Origin of the sequence: Lysobacter sp. Root916 (assembly GCF_001429785.1) — a bacterium.
GTDB lineage: Bacteria > Pseudomonadota > Gammaproteobacteria > Xanthomonadales > Xanthomonadaceae > Lysobacter.
The window spans coordinates 112,404-131,106 of record NZ_LMJF01000012.1 but is presented as its reverse complement, the minus strand read 5'-3'; the positions used below and the strand labels follow the sequence as shown (position 1 = coordinate 131,106).

17 protein-coding genes are annotated in these 18,703 nt (G+C 69.5%); 12 read left to right on the top strand and 5 right to left on the bottom strand.

Annotation, left to right across the window (positions count from 1 at the left end):
• Positions 1 to 20 precede the first annotated feature (20 nt).
• Genes ASE35_RS10220 through ASE35_RS10210 form a run of 3 tightly spaced genes read left to right on the top strand, consistent with a single transcriptional unit; the run spans position 21 to position 2,537 of the window.
• Complete coding sequence (locus ASE35_RS10220; protein WP_057163776.1) at positions 21 to 893, top strand: CPBP family intramembrane glutamic endopeptidase; 873 nt, start codon at positions 21 to 23, stop codon at positions 891 to 893.
• A 46-nt stretch (positions 894 to 939) separates the two neighbouring features.
• Entirely contained in the window at positions 940 to 1,866 is a 927-nt protein-coding gene (locus ASE35_RS10215) for an MlaD family protein (protein ID WP_056178980.1), read from the top strand.
• On the top strand, positions 1,863 to 2,537 hold the full coding sequence (locus ASE35_RS10210; RefSeq protein ID WP_057163775.1) for an ABC-type transport auxiliary lipoprotein family protein: 675 nt from the start codon (positions 1,863 to 1,865) through the stop codon (positions 2,535 to 2,537). Before ASE35_RS10215 ends, ASE35_RS10210 begins: the two co-directional genes overlap by 4 nt.
• A 6-nt stretch (positions 2,538 to 2,543) precedes the next feature.
• Here ASE35_RS10210 and ASE35_RS10205 read toward each other — a convergent pair whose 3' ends face one another.
• Complete coding sequence (locus tag ASE35_RS10205) at positions 2,544 to 3,281, bottom strand: 4'-phosphopantetheinyl transferase superfamily protein (RefSeq protein WP_162259049.1); 738 nt, start codon at positions 3,279 to 3,281, stop codon at positions 2,544 to 2,546.
• A 158-nt stretch (positions 3,282 to 3,439) separates the two neighbouring features.
• Between ASE35_RS10205 and ASE35_RS10200 the strand changes: the two genes are divergently transcribed.
• Entirely contained in the window at positions 3,440 to 5,071 is a 1,632-nt protein-coding gene (locus tag ASE35_RS10200; protein ID WP_056178970.1) for an electron transfer flavoprotein-ubiquinone oxidoreductase, read from the top strand.
• A gap of 2 nt (positions 5,072 to 5,073) precedes the next feature.
• The gene (locus ASE35_RS10195) at positions 5,074 to 5,793 is read left to right on the top strand and encodes a hypothetical protein (protein WP_057163773.1); all 720 of its coding nucleotides are present in this window, start codon (positions 5,074 to 5,076) and stop codon (positions 5,791 to 5,793) included.
• 67 nt (positions 5,794 to 5,860) lie between these two features.
• Here the strand turns inward: ASE35_RS10195 and ASE35_RS10190 are convergent, their stop codons facing one another.
• A complete protein-coding gene (locus ASE35_RS10190; RefSeq protein WP_200957020.1) occupies positions 5,861 to 7,225 on the bottom strand; it encodes a PLP-dependent aminotransferase family protein in 1,365 nt (454 codons plus the stop codon).
• 121 nt (positions 7,226 to 7,346) lie between these two features.
• Here ASE35_RS10190 and ASE35_RS10185 point away from each other — a divergent pair, with 121 nt between their 5' ends.
• A complete protein-coding gene (locus ASE35_RS10185) occupies positions 7,347 to 8,642 on the top strand; it encodes an alpha/beta hydrolase (RefSeq protein WP_057163772.1) in 1,296 nt (431 codons plus the stop codon).
• Between the two features lie 89 nt (positions 8,643 to 8,731).
• On the opposite strand, the gene ASE35_RS10180 is transcribed toward ASE35_RS10185, so the two are convergent.
• Together ASE35_RS10180 and ASE35_RS10175 are read right to left on the bottom strand one after the other, a co-directional pair.
• Positions 8,732 to 9,367: a CoA transferase subunit B gene (locus ASE35_RS10180; RefSeq protein WP_057160453.1), complete on the bottom strand. Its 636-nt coding sequence runs from the start codon at positions 9,365 to 9,367 to the stop codon at positions 8,732 to 8,734.
• A gap of 53 nt (positions 9,368 to 9,420) precedes the next feature.
• Positions 9,421 to 10,158, bottom strand: coding sequence for a CoA transferase subunit A (locus ASE35_RS10175; RefSeq protein WP_056178953.1), 738 nt, complete (start codon positions 10,156 to 10,158; stop codon positions 9,421 to 9,423).
• Positions 10,159 to 10,273: 115 nt separating this feature from the next.
• On the opposite strand from ASE35_RS10175, the gene ASE35_RS10170 reads away from it, so the two are divergent.
• Positions 10,274 to 11,185, top strand: a complete 912-nt coding sequence (locus ASE35_RS10170; protein ID WP_057163771.1) for a hypothetical protein — start codon at positions 10,274 to 10,276, stop codon at positions 11,183 to 11,185.
• 60 nt (positions 11,186 to 11,245) lie between these two features.
• Here ASE35_RS10170 and ASE35_RS10165 read toward each other — a convergent pair whose 3' ends face one another.
• Positions 11,246 to 12,658: a mannose-1-phosphate guanylyltransferase/mannose-6-phosphate isomerase gene (locus ASE35_RS10165; protein WP_057163770.1), complete on the bottom strand. Its 1,413-nt coding sequence runs from the start codon at positions 12,656 to 12,658 to the stop codon at positions 11,246 to 11,248.
• Positions 12,659 to 12,792: 134 nt separating this feature from the next.
• Here ASE35_RS10165 and ASE35_RS10160 point away from each other — a divergent pair, with 134 nt between their 5' ends.
• From ASE35_RS10160 to ASE35_RS10140, 5 genes are all read left to right on the top strand, one after another.
• Entirely contained in the window at positions 12,793 to 13,605 is an 813-nt protein-coding gene (locus tag ASE35_RS10160; protein WP_082611220.1) for a D-hexose-6-phosphate mutarotase, read from the top strand.
• A 171-nt stretch (positions 13,606 to 13,776) separates the two neighbouring features.
• Positions 13,777 to 14,523, top strand: coding sequence for an electron transfer flavoprotein subunit beta/FixA family protein (locus ASE35_RS10155; RefSeq protein ID WP_056178938.1), 747 nt, complete (start codon positions 13,777 to 13,779; stop codon positions 14,521 to 14,523).
• Positions 14,523 to 15,461 (top strand): electron transfer flavoprotein subunit alpha/FixB family protein, encoded by a 939-nt coding sequence (locus ASE35_RS10150; RefSeq protein WP_057160451.1) that lies wholly within the window; start codon positions 14,523 to 14,525, stop codon positions 15,459 to 15,461. The genes ASE35_RS10155 and ASE35_RS10150 overlap by 1 nt, the downstream gene beginning before the upstream one ends.
• Positions 15,462 to 15,736: 275 nt before the next feature.
• A complete protein-coding gene (locus ASE35_RS10145) occupies positions 15,737 to 18,037 on the top strand; it encodes an FG-GAP-like repeat-containing protein (RefSeq protein ID WP_235570046.1) in 2,301 nt (766 codons plus the stop codon).
• Between the two features lie 273 nt (positions 18,038 to 18,310).
• Positions 18,311 to 18,697, top strand: a complete 387-nt coding sequence (locus ASE35_RS10140) for a hypothetical protein (RefSeq protein WP_057163767.1) — start codon at positions 18,311 to 18,313, stop codon at positions 18,695 to 18,697.
• Positions 18,698 to 18,703: the final 6 nt, after the last annotated feature.

Below are 18,703 nucleotides of genomic sequence, written 5' to 3'. Positions count from 1 at the left end.
GCACGCAAGGACGCCCCGGTTTGCTTTCCGCCCTCTCGCCCGCGCTCGCCGCCGTCGACCACCTGCCCTGGGCCGCGCTCGCGCTGGCCTCGCTGCTGCTGTGGTGGCCGCGCGCGCGCGTCGCCAGCCTGGCCCTGTTGGCGATCGCCGGCGTGGCCGGCTTCGCGCTGGGCCAGCTCGATATCCGCGCGCTGATCGCGCTAGCCATGCTGGCCTTGGCCGGCTGGATGGTGGGCGCGGCGCGCGCGAAAGCGACGCGCATCGGCGGGCATGTACTTTTTGTGGTGGTCGCGCTGGCATTGGGCTTCCATGTGGCGCCTGGATTCCACAATCCGCTCGCGATCGCGCCGACCCGGATCACCGCCGACGCGATCGAATTCAGCATGTACCTCAATCTCGACAAGCCCCTGGTCGGTTTCTGGCTGGTGCTGGTCTGGGCCGGGGTGCAGCGCGAGCGGCCGCTCGCCGACTGGCTCAAGGCCGCGCTACCGGCATGCCTTGCTGTGACGCTTGTGTGCCTGGGCCTGGCCTACGCGCTGGGCCAGATCGCCTGGGCGCCGAAGTGGCCGAGCTGGGGGCTGCTGTGGGCGCTCAACAATCTGCTGCTGGTGACGCTGGCCGAGGAGGCGCTGTTCCGCGGCTATCTGCAGGAAGGCCTGAGCCGGCACTGGCGCGAGCGGCGCTGGGGCGACGCGGCCGCGATCGCGGTCGCCGCGCTCGCCTTCGGCCTGATCCATCTGGCCGGCGGCTGGGCCTGGGCGCTGCTGGCCGGCGTGGCCGGCGCCGGCTACGGCCTGGCCTACCGCCGCGGCGGATTGCAGGCCGCGATGCTGACCCATTTCGGACTCAACCTGGTCCACTTCACCACGTTCACTTACCCCGTGCTGGCATGATGTCCGTCACGGACCGCCCGCCGGGCCTCATCGTCTCAGGTGCCTGATGGAAACCAAGGCCAATTACGTCCTCATCGGTGCGTTCACGATCATCGCGACGCTGTTCCTGCTGTTGTTCGCGCTGTGGGCCGCCAAGTACTCGTCCGAGAAGAGCTGGCGCGAGTACGCGGTGATCTTCAACGAACCGGTGACCGGCCTGTCGGAGGGCAGCACCGTGCAATACAACGGCATCTCGGTGGGCACGGTGAAGCTGCTGCGGCTGGCGCCGGACGACCCGCGCCGGGTGATCGCGCAGCTGCGCCTGCAGGCCGACGCGCCGATCAAGGCCGACACCCGCGCCAAGCTGTCGCTGACCGGCATCACCGGCAGCCCGATCATCCAGCTCACCGGCGGCAGCCCCGGCAGCCCGGCCCTGGCCGACGTCGACCGCCGCGAAATCCCGGTGATCCAGACCGAGGCCTCGGCGCTGCAGAACATCGCCGACACCGCCAACCGCCTGGTCGCGCGCCTGGACCAGGTGCTCAGCGACGAGAACGTCAAGCGGGTGTCGAACACGCTGTCCAACATCGAGGCCATGACCGGCTCGATCGCCGACCAGCGCGACGACCTGCGCCTGCTCATCGTCAACGCGCGCAAGTCCAGCGAACAGCTGTCGGCCACCCTGGACACCACCAATCAGGCGGTCAAGAACGTCGACCGCGAACTGGTCGCCAAGCTGCCCGGGCTGATCTCCAAGCTCGACAGCACCCTGACCCGCCTGGACTCGGCCGCCAACGGCGCCAACGGCATCCTCAACGACAACCGCGCCGCGATCAGCAGCTTCGCCAACGACGGCCTCGCGCAGCTCGGCCCGACCCTGGCCGAGTTGCGCGTGCTGGTGCGCGACCTGCGTCGCATCAGCGACCGCATCGACAGCAACCCGACCCGTTACCTGCTCGGCCGCGATGCCCAGAAGGAGTTCGAGCCGCAATGACCTCTCGCCCCCTGCCCCGCCCTTACGCGCTGCTGCGCCGCGCCGCCGGCCTGAGCCTGCTGTTGAGCCTGAGCGCGTGCTCGATCCTGGGCGAAAAGCCCAAGGAGCGCTCCACCCTGTACGCGCCCGATCCGCGCGTGCAGGCCGACGCTGCCTGGCCCAACGCCGACTGGCAGCTGTCGCTGACGCCGCCGACCTCGGCGCGCATGATCGACAGCCTGCGCATCGCGGTGCGCCCCAGCCCGAACGAGATGCAGGTCTACAAGGGCGCCGGTTGGGCCAAGCCGCCCGGCGAGATGCTGCAAGACGCGCTGCTGCGCGCGCTGGAGGACTCCGGCCGGATCGACGCGGTCGCGCGCCAGGGCAGCGGCGTGGCCGCCGACTACAAGCTGGTGCTGGACCTGCGCCGCTTCGAATCCGACTACAACGGCCAGGCCCTGCCCTCGGCGACCATCGAAGTCAGCGCCAAGCTGCTGCACAACAGCGACCAGAAGATCGCCGCCGCGCGCACCTTCGTGCAGAGCCAGCGCGCGTCCACCACCGCGGTGCCGGACGTGGTCGCCGCCTTCGACGGCGCCCTGGCCGCGATCACCCGCGACCTCGGCGGCTGGATCCTGAGCAGCGGCAACGCCCACGAACAGGCCGAGCACCCGCGCAGCGCGCGGCGCTGACCGCGCTTAGAACGGGTCGGCCGGCCGCAGCACGCGGCCGGCGCCGCGATAGGGCAAGGCCGGCACGGTTTCGATCGCGATCGCCTGCGCGGCGACACGGCGACTGCGCAGGGCGATCGCGCCGACATGCGCGGCGTCCAGCCGGAAACTCCAGAACCGCCACGCCGGCGCTTCGGCGCGATCGCGCTGCAATCGCGGCGCGCCGTCGCCCGCGCGCGCGAACGCGATGCGATCGAACGGCAGGCGCAGGCCGCGGCCGCCGGCCTTGGCATAGGCCTCCTTCAGCGTCCAACTGCGCAGGAACGCAGCGTCGCGCCGCTCGGGCGCCTGCGCCAGCAACTCGTCCAGTTCCTGCGGCGCCAGCGTGCGCGCGTTCCACAGTTCCTCGGTGGCGCGCGCGCAGGGCTCCAGGTCCAGCCCCACGCGGCCACCGGGCGCGACCAGGCAGCCGACCAGGCCGGCGCAATGCGACAGGCTGAAACTCAGTTCCGGCGCATCCGCCACGCGCGGGCGCCCATAGACGCCGCGCAGGTAGCGCCAGTCCTGCGGCCGCCGCGGTTGGCAGGCCGACAGCGCGTGGCGCAACAACAAGCGCGCGGCCAGGGCCTCGCGCCGCACCGGCACCAGGCGCAGACGCGCCAGGCGCGCGCGCTCGTCCTCGTCCAGCAGGCCCAGTTGGGCCTCGTAGACGGCGTCGTGGGCGGCATCGACCTCGGCCAGGAACAGGCGCGGCCCGGCGGGCACGCGCGCGTCCTTCGCGGGTGGAGAGGCGGGGCCGGTCATACGCGCAGGGCCAAAGGGAGGCGGCGTCGAGCATACCGTCGCCGCCGCGTTCGCGGGCCGACTTTGAGCTCGGGGCCCAAACCCGCGACAATTCCAGCCTCAGCAAGCGGAGAGCCAGCATGAGCGAACACAGCCCCAACCCCGCCGAGGTCGAGCGCGACGTCATGGAGTACGACGTCGTCACCGTCGGCGCCGGTCCGGCCGGCCTGTCGTTCGCGATCCGGCTCAAGCAGATCAACCCGGAGCTCTCGGTCTGCGTGATCGAGAAGTCCAGCACCATCGGCGCCCACATCCTGTCCGGCGCGGTGATCGAGACCGGCCCGCTGGACGCGCTGCTGCCGAACTGGCGCGACAACCCGCCGCCGATCTGCGTGCCGGTCACCCAGGACGAGTTCTGGCTGCTGAGCAAGGACGGCGGCCGCCGCCTGCCGGTGCCGCCGGGCATGAACAACCACCACGGCAACGTGATCGTCAGCCTGGGCGCGACCTGCGCCTGGCTGGCGCCGCAAGCCGAAGCGCTGGGCGTGGAAATCTACGCCGGCTTCGCCGCCTCCGAGACCCTGCACGACGCCGACGGCCGCGTGGCCGGTGTGCGCATCGGCGACATGGGCGTGGCCAAGGACGGGTCGCACAAGCCCGGTTACACCGCCGGCATCGACATCCGCGCCAAGGTCACCGTGTTCGCCGAGGGCGCGCGCGGCCACCTGACCAAGCGCCTGATCAAGCGCTTCGGCCTGGACGCGGACAGCGACCCGCAGGGCTATTCGATCGGCATCAAGGAACTGTGGCAGGTGCCCGAAGACCGGGTCACCCCCGGCAAGGTCGTGCACAGCTTCGGCTGGCCGGCCGATAACCACACCTACGGCGGCAGCTTCCTGTATCACCTGGACAAGGGCCGCATCGCCCTGGGCTACGTCAGCGGCCTCGACTACCGCGACCCCGACTACAAGCCCTGGGAAGCCTTCCAGCAGTGGAAGAACCACCCCACGGTGAAGCCCCTGCTGGAAGGCGGCAACCTGGTCTCGGCCGGCGCGCGCGCGATCGTCACCGGCGGCTGGCAGTCGCTGCCCAAGGTCGAGATGCCGGGCGCGCTGCTGATCGGCGACACCGCCGGCCTGCTCAACGTGCCCAAGATCAAAGGCACCCACCAGGCCATCCGCAGCGGCATGCTCGCCGCCGAACACCTGGCCGCGTCCGAACTGGCGCCGGAAGGTTACGACGCCAAGCTGCGCGCCTCGCCGGCGATGGACGAGCTCAAGAAAGTCCGCAACATCAAGCCCGGGTTCAAGCGCGGCCTGTGGTTCGGCATGCTCAACGCGGCCTGGGAAACCGTCACCGGCGGGCTGTCGCCGTGGACGCTGAAGAACAAGCCCGACTGGTCCTCGCTGCAGAAACTCGACGAGGCCGAAAAGCCCAAGCGCGACTACGTCGACCGCAGCCTGGCGCCGCGCGACCGCCTGGCCGGCGTCTACTTCGCCGCCACCGAACACGACGAAGACCAGCCGGTGCACCTCAAGGTCGCCGACACCTCGATCTGCGTGACCCGCTGCGCCGAGGAATACGGCAACCCCTGTACCCGCTTCTGCCCGGCCGGCGTCTACGAGATCGTCGAAGACGCCGAGGGCAAGCGCCTGCAGATCAACGCCGCCAACTGCGTGCACTGCAAGACCTGCGACATCAAGGACCCCTACGAGATCATCACCTGGGTCACGCCGGAAGGCGGCTCGGGGCCGAATTACCAGAACCTCTGACGGTGGCCGTGCGCGCATCGCGCATCGCGCTGTGGACGATCGCGTTGGCGATCGTCGCGGCGGCCGGCTGGGTGGTCACGCGCCCTCAGCCCCCCGTCCGCGTAACCGCCCCCGCCTCGTGGATTCCGATACCCGAAGGCGGCATGGATGCGTCCGAGTACCCGGTCCGGGATTTGTTGCTGGGCAACTTCCGCGATGGCTTCCAACGTCATTTCGCGTCCAATGCGGAGCGCCCCTTGGTGCAACGCTGCGGGGACGGAAGGCCTGGCGAGCCGGCGGAAACCTACGCCGCGCTGATCGGCGACCATTGGTTCGTACCGGACCAAAAGGTCTGGAGCATCGAGATGACCTCGTCCGGCGAATGGCTGGACGTGACCATCGTCGACGGATTTCCGGTGATGGCGCCGGAACCGGCACCGGGCGAAATCCTGCGCACCCGCGAGCTGCGCCCGACCCTACGGCGCAGCGTGCGCAAGGCCGATCTGGCCGATGTGCGCGAGGCCTGGAGCGCGCCGGACTTATGGTTCGCGCCGCAGACCGATGCTCATTGCCTCGACGGCAACATCGTTTACCTCGAAGCCTGCGTGCTCGGCCGCTACCACGCCCGCTCGCGCACCTGCGGCGCCACCGGCGCCGCGGACGCGATGACATTGTGGCGTCGCCTGCGCGCGCACTTCCCCGATCCGCCGCCCGCCACGATCACGCGAGTCGATTCGCCATAGCGCGACCGCTGCCCTGCTCGCCGGGATACGAGACGCATCGCTCGAGCAGCCCGCCGCGGAAGCTCGCTCAAGCGAACAATAAATCACGCATGCGCTTGTCCACCTGCGCGGTGACGTTGAACCGCATCCAGGTGCTCGGCGCCTGCTGCGCGGTGAACAGACTGCCCGGCGCGATCAGGATGCCCTGCTCGCGGCAGCGCATCGCCAGTTGATTGGTGTCGGCGCGCATGTCCGCCCACAGGAACATGCCGTCGGCCGGGTCGCCGAGGATCTCGACGCCTGCGGCCGCGAACAGGCGCTTGGCCAGCTCGCGCTGACCCGCGAGGCGTTCGCGCAGGCCTTCGACGTGCTTGTCGTAACGGCGCTCGGCCAACAGTTTGTGCACCAGCCGCTCGTTGAGCTCGGGCGTGGTGAAGCCGGTCAGGATCTTGGCGTTGGTCAGCTTGCGCGCGAGTTCGGCGTTGGCGGCCAGGTAGCCGACGCGCACGTTCGCCGCCAAGGTCTTGGAGAAACTGCCGGCATAGACCACGCGATCAAGCCGATCCAGCGCCGCCGCGCGCGTCACCCGCGAGCCGCACAGATCGGCGTAGACGTCGTCCTCGAACACGGTCACATCGTGGCGCGCGGCCAGCGCGAGGATGCGCACCACGATGCTCTCCGGCAGCGATAGCCCGGTCGGATTGCGCGCGGCGGTGCTCAGCACCATCAGGCGCGGCCGCTCCTGCGCCATCCGCCGCTCCAGTTCGGCCAGATCCGGGCCGTCGGCGCCGCAGGCGATGCCCACCACGCGCGCGCCGTGCGCGGCCACGATGCCGAGCGCGCCGAACCAGCACGGGTCCAAGGTCAGCACCGCATCGCCGGGTTTGACCAGGGCCGCGAGCACCAGATTCAGCGCATGCGCGACGCCGGTGGTCAGCACGATCTGATCGGGCTGGGCCAGGATGTCCAGCTCGGCCAGGCGCTGCTGCAACAGGGAGCGCAAGGGCCCGTAGCCGTGCGGCTTGCCGCTGTCCAGCCAGCGCCCCTCGCGCCCCAGCGCGCGGATCGCCGCGCCCAGTTGCGCGCCGTCCAGCCACGACGCCGGCAGCACGCCCAGTCCCGGCCCCTGCGCGGCGCCGCTTTCGAGCATGTTCTGCATCAGCCAATCCAGATCGATCACCGATCCCGCCGGCGGTTCCGACGCGGGCACCGCGACCGCGCGCTCGCGCACGTAGAATCCCGAACCGCGGCGGGCTTCCAGATAACCATCGGCGACCAGGCGTTCGTAGGCCTCGACCACGGTGAACGGCGACACCCCGCGTTGGCGCGCCAACGCGCGCACCGAAGGCAGGCGCATGCCCGGCCGCAGCACCTCGCCCTCGATGCGCCGGCGCGCCCAGCGCACGCAGTCTTCGACCCGGCTCAGGCCGGGCGGGCGAGGTTTGGAAGGCACGGACACCGTATCGGCCCCAGGCGCGGAAAGTGTATCGGTACTGTACTGGTCGCCAGGGGTAAAAAGTACCTGCGGCGTGATGCCGCGGCTCCCTCTCCCTGCCTTCGGCCCAACCTAGACCATGGATAACGCCCCCTCCCTCCTCCGCCGCGGCCTCGCCCTGTGCGCGCTGCTGGCCGCGAGCGCCCTGCTGCCCGCGTCCGCCGCCGAGCCGACCGACAAGAGCTGCATCGGCAGCTACCGCCTGAGCGACGGCCGCGACGTCGATATCGCGGTGTCCGACGAATCGCACTACCGCTGGCGCATGAAGGACGGCACCAGCGGCAAGCTGAGCTGGGCCGCGCCGGGCGACTGGTCGAGCACGCGAGGCTGGACCGAACGCGCCGATGGCCACCAGATCGCCTTGCGCGACTGCGCCGCCGGCCGCATCGCCTTCGACCGCGTCGAAGGCCAGCGGCTCGCGTTCGACGTGACCGAGACGCGCTTCCAGTCCGGCGGCGCAACCCTGTCCGGTCGTCTGGTGCTGCCGCCGGGCAAAAGCAGGGTGCCGATCGTGGTGCTGGTGCACGGCTCCGAACGCGATTCGGCGCGCGACTACTACGCGCTGCAGCGCCAGTTCCCGTCCGAAGGCATCGGCGCCTTCGTCTACGACAAGCGCGGCACCGGCGCATCCGGCGGGCGCTACACCCAGAACTTCCTCACCTTGGCCAACGACGCGATCGCCGCCTTGCGCGAAGCGCGTCGGCTGGCCGGCGCGCGCGCCGGCAAGATGGGTTATCAGGCCGGCAGCCAGGGCGGTTGGGTGGCGCCGCTGGCGGCGCAGATCGAACCGGCGGATTTCGTGATCGTCAGTTTCGGCCTGGCGGTGTCGCCGCTGGACGAGGACCGCGCCGCGATCGAATTGGACATGACGCGTCGCGGCTACGGCCCCGACGTGGTCGCCAAGGCCATGCAGGTGGCCGACGCCACCGCCGCGGTGCTGGAGAGCGATTTCCGCGAAGGCTACGAGCAGGTGGCCCGGATCAAGCAGCGCTATGGCGCCGAACCCTGGTTCAAGTTCGTGCGCGGCAACGTCAGCTACTTCATTCTGGAAAAACCCGAGGCTGAACTGCGCAGCGTGGGCCCAACGCTGTTTCCGGGCGCGTCCCTGGACTACGACGCCCTACCGGTGCTGCGCAATCTGCGCACGCCGCAGCTGTGGCTGTTGGGCGCGCAAGACATCGACGCGCCCAGCGCGGAGACCGTGCGCCGCCTCACCGCATTGGCCAAGGCCGGCGCGCCGATCCGCCTCACTGTGTTCCCGCATGCCGAGCACGGCATGTACGAATTCGAAGTGGCCGCCGACGGCAGCCGCCTGTCCACGCGCCAACCCGCGAACTACTTCCCGCAGATGCGCGACTTCATCGAATCCCGTTGATGCGAACCGGGCGCAGCGCCCGGTTTCGCCTTCGTCCGTGACCGGCGGCGATGCCTCAGGGGCGTCGCCGCAGGCGGCGGACGCGCGCCTCAGGCGGCGCGCTTGAACGCCACGCCGGTCTTTTCGCGCAGCTCGTCCTCGCTCACGCCCGGCGCGCTTTCCACCAGCACCAGGCCGTCCTCGGTCACGTCCATCACCGCCAGTTCGGTGATGATGCGGTTGACCACGCCCAGCCCGGTCAGCGGCAGGGTGCACTCGGGCAGGATCTTGTGCTCGCCGTTCTTGGCGCTGTGCTCCATCAGCACCACCACGCGCTTCACGCCGGCCACCAGATCCATCGCCCCGCCCATGCCCTTGACCATCTTGCCGGGCACCATCCAGTTGGCCAGATCGCCCTTGTCGGTGACCTGCATCGCGCCCAGGATCGCCAGGTCGATGTGGCCGCCGCGGATCATCGCGAAGCTGTCGTGGCTGCCGAAGTAGCTGGCGCCGGCGCGCGCGGTCACGGTCTGCTTGCCGGCGTTGATGAGGTCGGCGTCGACCTCGGCCTCGCTCGGGAACGGGCCGATGCCGAGCAGGCCGTTCTCGGACTGCAGCCACACGTCCATGCCCTCGGGGATGAAGTTGGCCACCAGCGTCGGCAAGCCGATGCCGAGGTTGACGTAGGCGCCGTCGGTGAGTTCCTGCGCGGCGCGTTGCGCCATTTGATCGCGGGTCCAAGCCATGTCGAATTCCTTGAAAGAGTCGTAAGCGTCGAGTCGTCGGTACTGGGTGCGCGTCAGGCGCGCACGGTGCGCTGCTCGATGCGCTTCTCGGGCGCGGCGTTGAGCACGATGCGATCGACGTAGATGCCGGGCAGGTGCACGTGATCGGGATCGATCGCGCCGATCTCGACGATTTCCTCGACTTCGGCCACGCAGACCTTGCCCGCCATCGCGCAGGCCGGATTGAAGTTGCGCGCGGTCTTGCGGAACACCAGGTTGCCGGCCTTGTCGGCCTTCCAGGCCTTGACCAGCGAGACGTCGGCCTTGAGCGCGGTTTCCATCACGTAGTGGTGGCCGTCGAACTCGCGCGTCTCCTTGCCGTCGGCGACCACGGTGCCGTAGCCGGTGCGGGTGTAGAACGCCGGGATGCCGGCGCCGCCGGCGCGCAGGCGCTCGGCCAGGGTGCCCTGCGGGTTGAACTCGAGCTCGAGTTCGCCGGACAGGAACTGGCGTTCGAATTCCTTGTTCTCGCCGACGTAGGACGAAATCATCTTGCGGATCTGGCGCGTTTCCAGCAGCAGACCCAGGCCGAAACCGTCGACGCCGGCGTTGTTGGAAATCGCCGTCAGGCCCTTGACGCCGCTGTCGCGCAGTGCCGCGATCAGGGCCTCGGGAATGCCGCACAGGCCGAAGCCGCCGACCGCCAGGGTCTGGCCGTCCGCGACCAGTCCGCGCAGCGCTTCGTCGGCATTGGGGAACACTTTGTTCTTCGCGGCGCCGGCGCTGGGCGTCGCGGCAATGGCCTCGGCCATGGGGGAACTCCTGTACGGGATGGGCGCAGTTTAGCGCGCCAGCCCGCCCGGCCCCACCGGACCTTAGGGCAATGGTCACTCGTGCCGGGATGGGTGGCGACGTTAGACTCGAAGCATGAGCAAAATCGCCCTGGTCACCGCCATCGCCGCTACCGGAACCGACACCGATATGGTGCCGCTGATCGAGGCCTGCGCCCGCGCCGGCCTGGCCGCCGAGGTGCGCGCCTGGGACGACCCCAGCGTGGCCTGGACACGCTACGACGCTGCGCTGCTGCGCTCGCCCTGGGACTACACCGAGCGCCTGCCGGAATTCCTGGCCTGGTGCGAGCGCGTGGCCGCGCAGTCGCGCCTGCTCAATCCCTTGCCGGTGGTGCGCTGGAACACCGACAAGCACTACCTGGCCGACCTGGCCGCGCGCGGCGTGGCGGTGGTGCCCAGTGCCTTCGTCGAACCCGAGGCCGAGCCCCTGCCCGCGCTGCAGGCCTTCCTGGCCGAGCACGCCGGGGCCGCCGAGTTCGTGGTCAAGCCCACGGTCAGCGCCGGTTCGCGCGATACGCAACGGTATGCGCGCTCGCAGGAGTTCGCCGCCGCCAACCACATCGCGCGCCTGCTCGACGCCGGCCGCAGCGTGCTGCTGCAGCCCTACCTGGCCTCGGTCGATCGCGACGGCGAAACCGCCCTGCTGTATTTCGACGGCGACTACAGCCATGCGATCCGCAAGGGCGCGCTGTTGCGTCCCGACGACAGCGGCAACGGCACCGCGCTCGTGCCCGAACAGATCGTCGCGCGCGAGCCCGGCCAGGACGAGCACGCGCTGGCGCAGGCGGTGCTGGCGGCCGCGCGCGATGCGCTGAAGCTGGAGGCGCCGCTGGCTTATGCGCGCGTGGATCTGATCCGCGACGCCGACGGCACGCCGCGCCTGCTGGAACTGGAACTGTGCGAGCCGTCGCTGTTCTTCCCTTACGCCGACGGCAGCGCCGACCGTTTCGTCGCGCGCCTGCGCGAACGCCTGGGCGCGACGAACTAAGCGCGTACGCGAATCACGGGCGCCTCAGGAACGCTACGCCTACCAGACGTATACGGACGCTCAAGAGCGCCCGTATACGTCCTCAAGCCGGACGATGTCGTCCTCGCCCAGGTAGCCGCCGGACTGCACTTCGATCAACTCGACCGGTTCGCTGCCGCGGTTGCGCAGGCGGTGCACGCTGCCGCGCGGGATGTAGGTGCTCTCGTTCTCGCGCAGCTCGAACACCTTGTCGTCGCAGGTGACCTCGGCCACGCCGGAGACCACGATCCAATGCTCGGCGCGGTGCTGATGCTTCTGCAGACTGAGCGCGGCGCCGGGCTTGACCACGATCTTCTTGACCTGGAAGCGTTCGCCCACGCCGATCGAATCGTAGCTGCCCCAGGGCCGGTAGACCTTGCGGTGGAACAGGTGTTCCTGGCGGCCGGCGGCCTTGAGCCGGTCGACGATGATCTTGACGTCCTGGACCCGATCCTTGCGCGCGACCAGGGTGGCGTCGGCGGTATCGACGATGACCAGATCCTCGACGCCCAGGGTCGCGATCATGCGGCGGTCGGACGCGCGCACCAGGCTGTCGCGGGTGTCGACCGAGATCACGTCGCCTTCGTGGCGGTTGCCGTCGGCGTCGCGCTCGGCCACCGACCACAGCGAGGACCAGGAGCCGATGTCGCTCCAGCCGCAGCTCACCGGCACCACCGCGGCGCGGTCGGTTTTCTCCATCACCGCGTAGTCGATCGAATCGCTGGGACTGGCCGCGAACGCGTCATGGCCCAGGCGCAGGAAATCCAGGTCGGTGCCGGCGCTGGCGAACGCGGCCTGGGCGGCGGCGTGGATCGCCGGCGCCAGCCGCGCCAGTTCGTCCAGATAGCTGCGCGCGCGGAACAGGAACATGCCCGAGTTCCAGGCGTAGGTACCCTCGGCGAGATAGCGTTCGGCGGTGGCCTGGTCGGGCTTCTCGACGAAGCGCTCGATGCGATAGCCGTCCGCGCCCAGCCCGTCGCCACGCAGGATGTAGCCGTAGCCGGTTTCGGCGTAGTCGGGGCGGATGCCGAAGGCCACCAGCCAGTCCTCGCGGCCCAGCCGCAGCGCCGCGCTCACGGCGTCGCGGAAGGCGGCTTCGTCCTCGATCAGATGATCGGCCGGCAGCACCAGCAGCAGCGCGTCGGGGTCGCCGACCAGCGCGTGCAGGGCCGCGGCCGCGATCGCCGGCGCGGTGCTGCGCGCGACCGGCTCCAGCAGGATGCCGCCGCTGCGCACGCCGATCGCCTGCAACTGCTCGCCGACCATGAAACGGTGGTCGTCGGCGCAGACCGTGATCGGGGCCTGCGCATCGGGCAGCTTGCTCGCGCGCAGCACGGTTTCCTGGAACAGCGAATGGTCCCCGATCAGCGACAGGAACTGCTTGGGTTGGTTCTGTCGCGAAAGCGGCCACAATCGGGTTCCGCTGCCGCCGCTGAGGATGACCGGGTGAAGCATTTCGACTCCGCACTGGGGTTACGTCGTGAAGGGTACCGGATCGGAGCCGCGCGCCGCCCGCTTGGCGGCGCGTCGGTACGGGCCGTCGCTCAGGTAGCAGTCACCCAGCCTCGCCGTCCGGCCCCGGAGGCGGCGTGAACGGCGCCCCGTCGGTGCGCCTGCAGGGGCCGGACGGCGCCAGCGCGCAGGTGGCCCTGCACGGCGGACAGCTGCTGTCCTGGACCTGCCGCGGCCGCGAGCGCCTGTACCTGAGCCCGCGCGCGCGCTTCGCGCCGGGCCAGGCCATCCGCGGCGGCGTGCCGGTGATCTTTCCGCAGTTCTCCGACCGCGGGCCCGGCCCGCGTCACGGCTTCGCGCGCGTGCGCGAGTGGTCGCAGGCGGGCGCGGGCCGCTTCGTGCTGCGCGACGACGCCGACACGCGCGCGTCGTGGCCTTATGCATTCCAGGCCGAGTTGACGGTGGAACTGGGCGCCGATGCCTTGGCGATCGCGCTGCAGGTGCGCAACACCGGCGCAGAGATCTTCGCCTTCACCGCTGCCTTGCACACGTATCTAGGCGTGGACGACCTGGCCGGCGCGCGCGTTCAAGGATTGGAAGGACGCGCCTACGCCGACGCCACCCGCGCCGGCGCCTCCGCCGTCCAGCGCGAACACGACCTGCGCTTCGACGGCGAGCTCGACCGCCTCTACCCCGACATCGCCGGCGGTCTGCATCTGCTCGACGGCGAACGCGGCTTGCGCATCGACGCCGAAGGTTATGCCGACACCGTGGTCTGGAACCCGGGCGCCGCGCTCGCCGCCGGCCTGGACGATCTGGGCGCGGGCGAGCACGCGCGCTTCGTCTGCATCGAAGCCGCCGCAGTCGCCATGCCGCTGTCGCTGGCGCCGGGCGCGGACTGGCGCGGGCGCCAGATCCTGACCGTGGCGGACCGCACGCCGGCCGCGTAATTCGTACGGATCGGCGCACGTTGCCTGCACGCTGGGCGCATTTCGGCCGCCCGGCGCCTGCCACCGGCCGTTCCGCCCCCTGCGCCCGCGAACGGTCTCCGCTAGAATTGGCGGTTCTCGGCCCCCGGGCCGCGCACCCCCCAACGGGCACCCCCAAGGAACCCCCGCACGATGAAGATCCTCGTCGGCTACAAGCGCGTGGTGGACTACAACGTCCGCATTCAGGTCAAGCCGGATGGTTCCGGCGTGGTCACCGACGGCGTCAAGCTGTCGGCCAATCCCTTCGATGAGATCGCGCTGGAAGAAGCGCTGCGGCTGCGCGACAAGGGCATCGCGACCGAGGTCGTGGTCGCCACGATTGGTCCCGCCGACGCCCAGGCGCATCTGCGCAACGGCCTGGCGATGGGCGCGAACCGCGCCATCCACGTCGTCAGCGACCAGCCGATCCAGCCGCTCACCGCCGCGCGCACCCTGCTCAAGCTGATCGAGAAGGAACAGCCGGACCTGGTGATCCTGGGCAAGCAGGCGATCGACGACGACGCCAACCAGACCGGCCAGATGCTGGCGACCTTGTGGGGCCGCCCGCAGGCCACCTTCGCCTCCAAGCTCGAGGTCGCCGACGGCAAGGCCACGGTCACGCGCGAAGTCGACGCCGGCCTGGAAACGCTGGAAGTCGATCTGCCGGCCGTTGTCACCACCGACCTGCGCCTCAACGAGCCGCGCTTCATCAAGCTGCCCGACATCATGAAGGCCAAGAGCAAGCCGATGGAGTCCATCGCCTTCGCCGACCTCGGCGTGGACACCGGCGACACCCTCAAGACCACCCATTACGCGCCGCCGCCGAAGCGCAGCCGTGGCGTGATGGTCAAGGACGCGGCCGAACTGGTCGCCGCACTGAAGCAGAAGGGGTTGCTGTGATGAGCAAGGTTCTGATCGTTGCCGAACACCTGGGCGGCAAGCTCAACGCCTCGACCGCCAAGTGCGTGTCCGCGGCGCTGGCGCTGAAGCCCGACGCCATCGACGTGGTGGTGCTGGCCGCCGACCCGGCCGGCATCGCAAGCGAAGCCGCGCAGATCGCCGGCGTCGCGCGCGTGCTGACCGTGAGCAACCCCGCCAACGCCAACGCGATCGCGCAAGTGCTGGCGCCGCAGGTAGCCGCGCTGGCGCCCGGCTACAGCCACGTGTTCGGCCCCTCGACCACCTTCGGCAAGGACCTGATGCCCTGCGTCGCGGCCCTGCTCGGCGTGGCCCAGGTCTCCGACGTGATGGCGGTCGACGCCAGCCACACCTTCAAGCGTCCGATCTACGCCGGCAACGCGATCATCACCGTCGAAGCCCCGGCCGATCACACCGTGGTCGCCACCGTGCGCACCGCCTCGTGGCCGGAAGCCGGCAAGGGCGGCAGCGCCGCGGTCGAAGCGGCCACGGTCGAAGCGACCCTGCCCGGCCACACCCGCTTCGTCGGCCTGGCCGCTGGCAAGTCGGATCGTCCCGACCTGCAAAGCGCCAAGCGCGTCGTCTCCGGCGGCCGCGGCGTCGGTTCGGCCGACAACTTCAAGATCATCTACGACTTCGCCGACAAGCTCGGCGCCGCGGTCGGCGCCTCGCGCGCCGCGGTCGATGCCGGCTACGTGCCCAACGAACTGCAGGTCGGCCAGACCGGCAAGATCATCGCCCCGGAGCTGTACGTCGCGGTCGGCATCAGCGGCGCGATCCAGCACCTGACCGGCATCAAGGACGCGGGCACCATCGTCGCGATCAACAAGGACGGCGACGCGCCGATCTTCGAGATCGCCGATATCGGCCTGGTGGGCGATCTGTTCACGCTGTTGCCGGAGCTGGAAAAGGCACTCTGAACCGACCTCGCCGCGACACGCGAAAGGCCGCCTTCGGGCGGCCTTTTTCGTTGCCGGTCGCCGTTTTCCCAGGGAACAGGCGCCGGCCCGTTTCCGGGCGATCGGCGACAACGCAGGTAGCTGGCACACGAACGCCCCCATTCATGTGCTTTCGGAACTGGAATAGGCGTAGCAAATAGCCGCGATCCGCCCCGAGCCCGGTCATGCGACGGCCCGAGCTAAGGCGCTATGCTTGCCACCGGGCGCCACCAACGATGCAGCCAGCTGAGGCAACGATGCGTTATTCCATATTAGCTTTGACCCTTACTTTGTTCTTTGCCGGCTGTGCGTCCGAATCGGACGACGGCCGCAAGGCCACAGCCTCGGCGAAGACGGGTGCTGGCGCCGTCGCCCAGGCCACGAGCCCCGCATTCGGCCACGCGCCGGGCCAGGGCTTCGCAGCGCTGCCCGACCGCGGCGCCCTGATCCAGTACGACCGCAAGCAGCCCAGCGAACAGCGCGGCGCCTTCACGTATCTGCCGGTCGAGCTGAGCGAGGCGCATGGCCTCGCCGCCACCTTGCCGGGTCGCGCGATCTCGCTGACTACGCCGGACGGTCGTCCGATGCGCATCGCCTACCAGCGCCACGAGGAAAGCCTCGACGGCAACTGGACCTGGATCGGCCAGACCGAGGACGGCCTGCGCGCCGTCATCACCTTCGGCGAGAAGGCGGTGTTCGGCAAGATCGAACAGAAGGCCACCGAAGCCCTGCGCATCACCACGCTCAACGGCCGTACCTGGGTCATGCAGGCCGATCCATCCAAGCTGCTCGACGGCAACCTGCGCAGCGAGGCCGAATCCGACACCCTGATTCCGCCCAAGGCCGCGGCGAACGCCGCGTCGGCCCAGGTCGGCACGCTGGCCAACGCGGCCAACACCGTCGACGTGGCGCTGGGCTACACCGCCGGCATGGTCGCCCGCTACGGCGGCGCCACCCAGGTCAACACGCGCCTGGTCAACCTGATGGCGATCACCAACCAGGCCTACCAGGACAGCCAGATCAACCCGCGCGTGCGCCTCGTGCACACCATGCAGGTCGACTACACCGACGCCAACAGCAACGACACCGCGCTGGAAGCCCTGACCGGCTACACCTGCACCAGCTCCGGCTGCACCCAGCAGCCGGTGCCGGCGGGCCTGCAGGGCCTGCGCGCCGCGCGCGACGCGGTCGGCGCCGATCTGGTGTCGCTGGTGCGTCCGTTCACCACGCCCGAACAGGACGGTTGCGGCATCGCCTGGCTGCTCGGCGGCGGCGGCAGCACCATCGACAACAGCGATGCCGGCTTCGGCTACTCGGTGGTCAGCGACGGCCAGGACCGCGACGAAGGCGACGGCAAGACCTACTTCTGCCGTGAGGAAACGCTGGCGCACGAGCTCGGCCACAACATGGGCCAGGCGCACAATCCCGAAGACAGCAGCGGTCAGGGTGCGCACAGCTATTCCTACGGCTACCGCGAAGCGGCGACCAACGGTTTCTACACCGTCATGGCCTACCGCCTGGCCAGTAGCACTCAGTTCTCGATCCCGTACTTCGGCAACCCCAACGTCGTCCATCCGGGCACCGGACGTCCCACCGGCTCGGCCACCGCCGACAACGCGCGCAGCCTGAACATCACGATGCCGCTGATCGCGCAGTTCCGCGCTTCCCTGGTGCCCAACCCGAGCCGCAAGCACAACGACATCAACGGCGACGGCTACTCCGACCTGGTCTGGTACAACGCGAACCAGCCGGGCATGGCGTACTGGTTCATGAACAACACCACGAACATCGGCAGCGGCTACTACCCGCTGGCGGCCAGCACGCGCATCGCCGGCACCGGCGATTTCGATGGCGACGGCCGCATGGACGTCCTCTGGGTCAACTTCAACCAGCTGCAGCTGTGGCGTAGCCGCGGCGACGGCCAGTTCGACTTCTCGGTGATCGGCGGTTTCGCCAGCGAATGGAAGGTCGTGAAGACGGTCGACCTCAACGGCGACGGCAAGGACGACATCGTCTGGGAGAACACCAGCGCGAGCCTGATGGCGTACTGGCTGATGAGCACCAACACCGTCACCGGCAGCCGCGTGTTCCCGATCGGCGCCGCGCGCGTGGTCGCCGCCGGCGACTTCGATGGCGACACCCGCGGCGACCTGGTGCTGGCCAATCCGAGCCTGGGTCAGCTGACCCTGTGGCGCGGCCGCGCAGACGGCGATTTCGATAAGCCGTCCCTGGGCGGTTACGACAGCGCCTGGACCATCGTCGGCACCCCCGATCTGAACGCCGATGGCCGTTCGGATCTGGTCTGGGAACACTCCGGTCACGCCATGATCGCGTACTGGATGATGAACGGTGCGAGCGTGCAGTCCAGCGGCGTGAAGGGCGTGGCGCCCGAGTTCCGCATCGCCACCACCGGCGATCTGGACGGCGACGGCCGCGGCGATCTCATCTGGACCAATGCCACCACCGGTCAGATGTACTTGTGGCGCAGCCGCGGCGACGGCAACTTCGATGCCTCGTTCGTCGCCGGCTACTCCACCGCCTGGTCGTTGTTGCCCTGACCGACGCTCGCGTCTCGGCCCCAAAAGCCCCGCGAAATTCGCGGGGCTTTTTTTTGCGCGATCGCGGTCTCAACCAGTATTCGCGTGCCGCTACTGCAATGCGCCGATGCCGCAACCGCAAGATGCGACACACGAAATGCACACTCCATCAATATCAATGGCACTTTAAGAACGTAGGCCCATTTTTCGCGAGCGTTTGCGTGATTTCTTCCTCACGCAAGCGTCGTATCCTGCGTGCGGCCAGTGGGATGATCCAGCCGCAGGGAGCGCAGCATGCGCCATTACGTTTCGATCGCAGTCTTTGCTGCGCATCCGCGCAGCTACGCCATCGAACCCGATAAAAACGCCGTCGCTATCGACATGCGCGCGGCCGACATGCGAACGCGCACTGCGCTGGCTCGCGCACCGCAAGCACGCGCGATCTTGCCCTCGCATCCCGTCGATCCGATGCGCGCCCATGCCATCGCATCGGCGAGGCGCCGTGCGGGCATCGCGTTGCCAGGTCCGGCGCAAGTCGACGCATGCGGCGCTGACGACATCGCGACGCTCGCGGCATGCGCCGATGTCAATCGCGCAGCGCTTCGCGATGCGAATGCGGATAGCCGCCCGGATCTCGTTCGCCAGAACCGGTACACGCGGGCACGGCTCGCCGGCGCGTAACCGGCA

Bases quoted from the DNA above. Each gene is read 5' to 3' on its own strand.
- ASE35_RS10150 (WP_057160451.1), top strand. From the start codon at position 14,523: ATGAGCAAGGTTCTGATCGTTGCCGAACACCTGGGCGGCAAGCTCAAC.
- ASE35_RS10155 (WP_056178938.1), top strand. From the start codon at position 13,777: ATGAAGATCCTCGTCGGCTACAAGCGCGTGGTGGACTACAACGTCCGC.
- ASE35_RS10165 (WP_057163770.1), bottom strand. From the start codon at position 12,658: ATGCTTCACCCGGTCATCCTCAGCGGCGGCAGCGGAACCCGATTGTGG.
- ASE35_RS10145 (WP_235570046.1), top strand. From the start codon at position 15,737: ATGCGTTATTCCATATTAGCTTTGACCCTTACTTTGTTCTTTGCCGGC.
- ASE35_RS10215 (WP_056178980.1), top strand. From the start codon at position 940: ATGGAAACCAAGGCCAATTACGTCCTCATCGGTGCGTTCACGATCATC.
- ASE35_RS10175 (WP_056178953.1), bottom strand. From the start codon at position 10,158: ATGGCCGAGGCCATTGCCGCGACGCCCAGCGCCGGCGCCGCGAAGAAC.
- ASE35_RS10140 (WP_057163767.1), top strand. From the start codon at position 18,311: ATGCGCCATTACGTTTCGATCGCAGTCTTTGCTGCGCATCCGCGCAGC.
- ASE35_RS10200 (WP_056178970.1), top strand. From the start codon at position 3,440: ATGAGCGAACACAGCCCCAACCCCGCCGAGGTCGAGCGCGACGTCATG.
- ASE35_RS10210 (WP_057163775.1), top strand. From the start codon at position 1,863: ATGACCTCTCGCCCCCTGCCCCGCCCTTACGCGCTGCTGCGCCGCGCC.
- ASE35_RS10170 (WP_057163771.1), top strand. From the start codon at position 10,274: ATGAGCAAAATCGCCCTGGTCACCGCCATCGCCGCTACCGGAACCGAC.
- ASE35_RS10185 (WP_057163772.1), top strand. From the start codon at position 7,347: ATGGATAACGCCCCCTCCCTCCTCCGCCGCGGCCTCGCCCTGTGCGCG.
- ASE35_RS10180 (WP_057160453.1), bottom strand. From the start codon at position 9,367: ATGGCTTGGACCCGCGATCAAATGGCGCAACGCGCCGCGCAGGAACTC.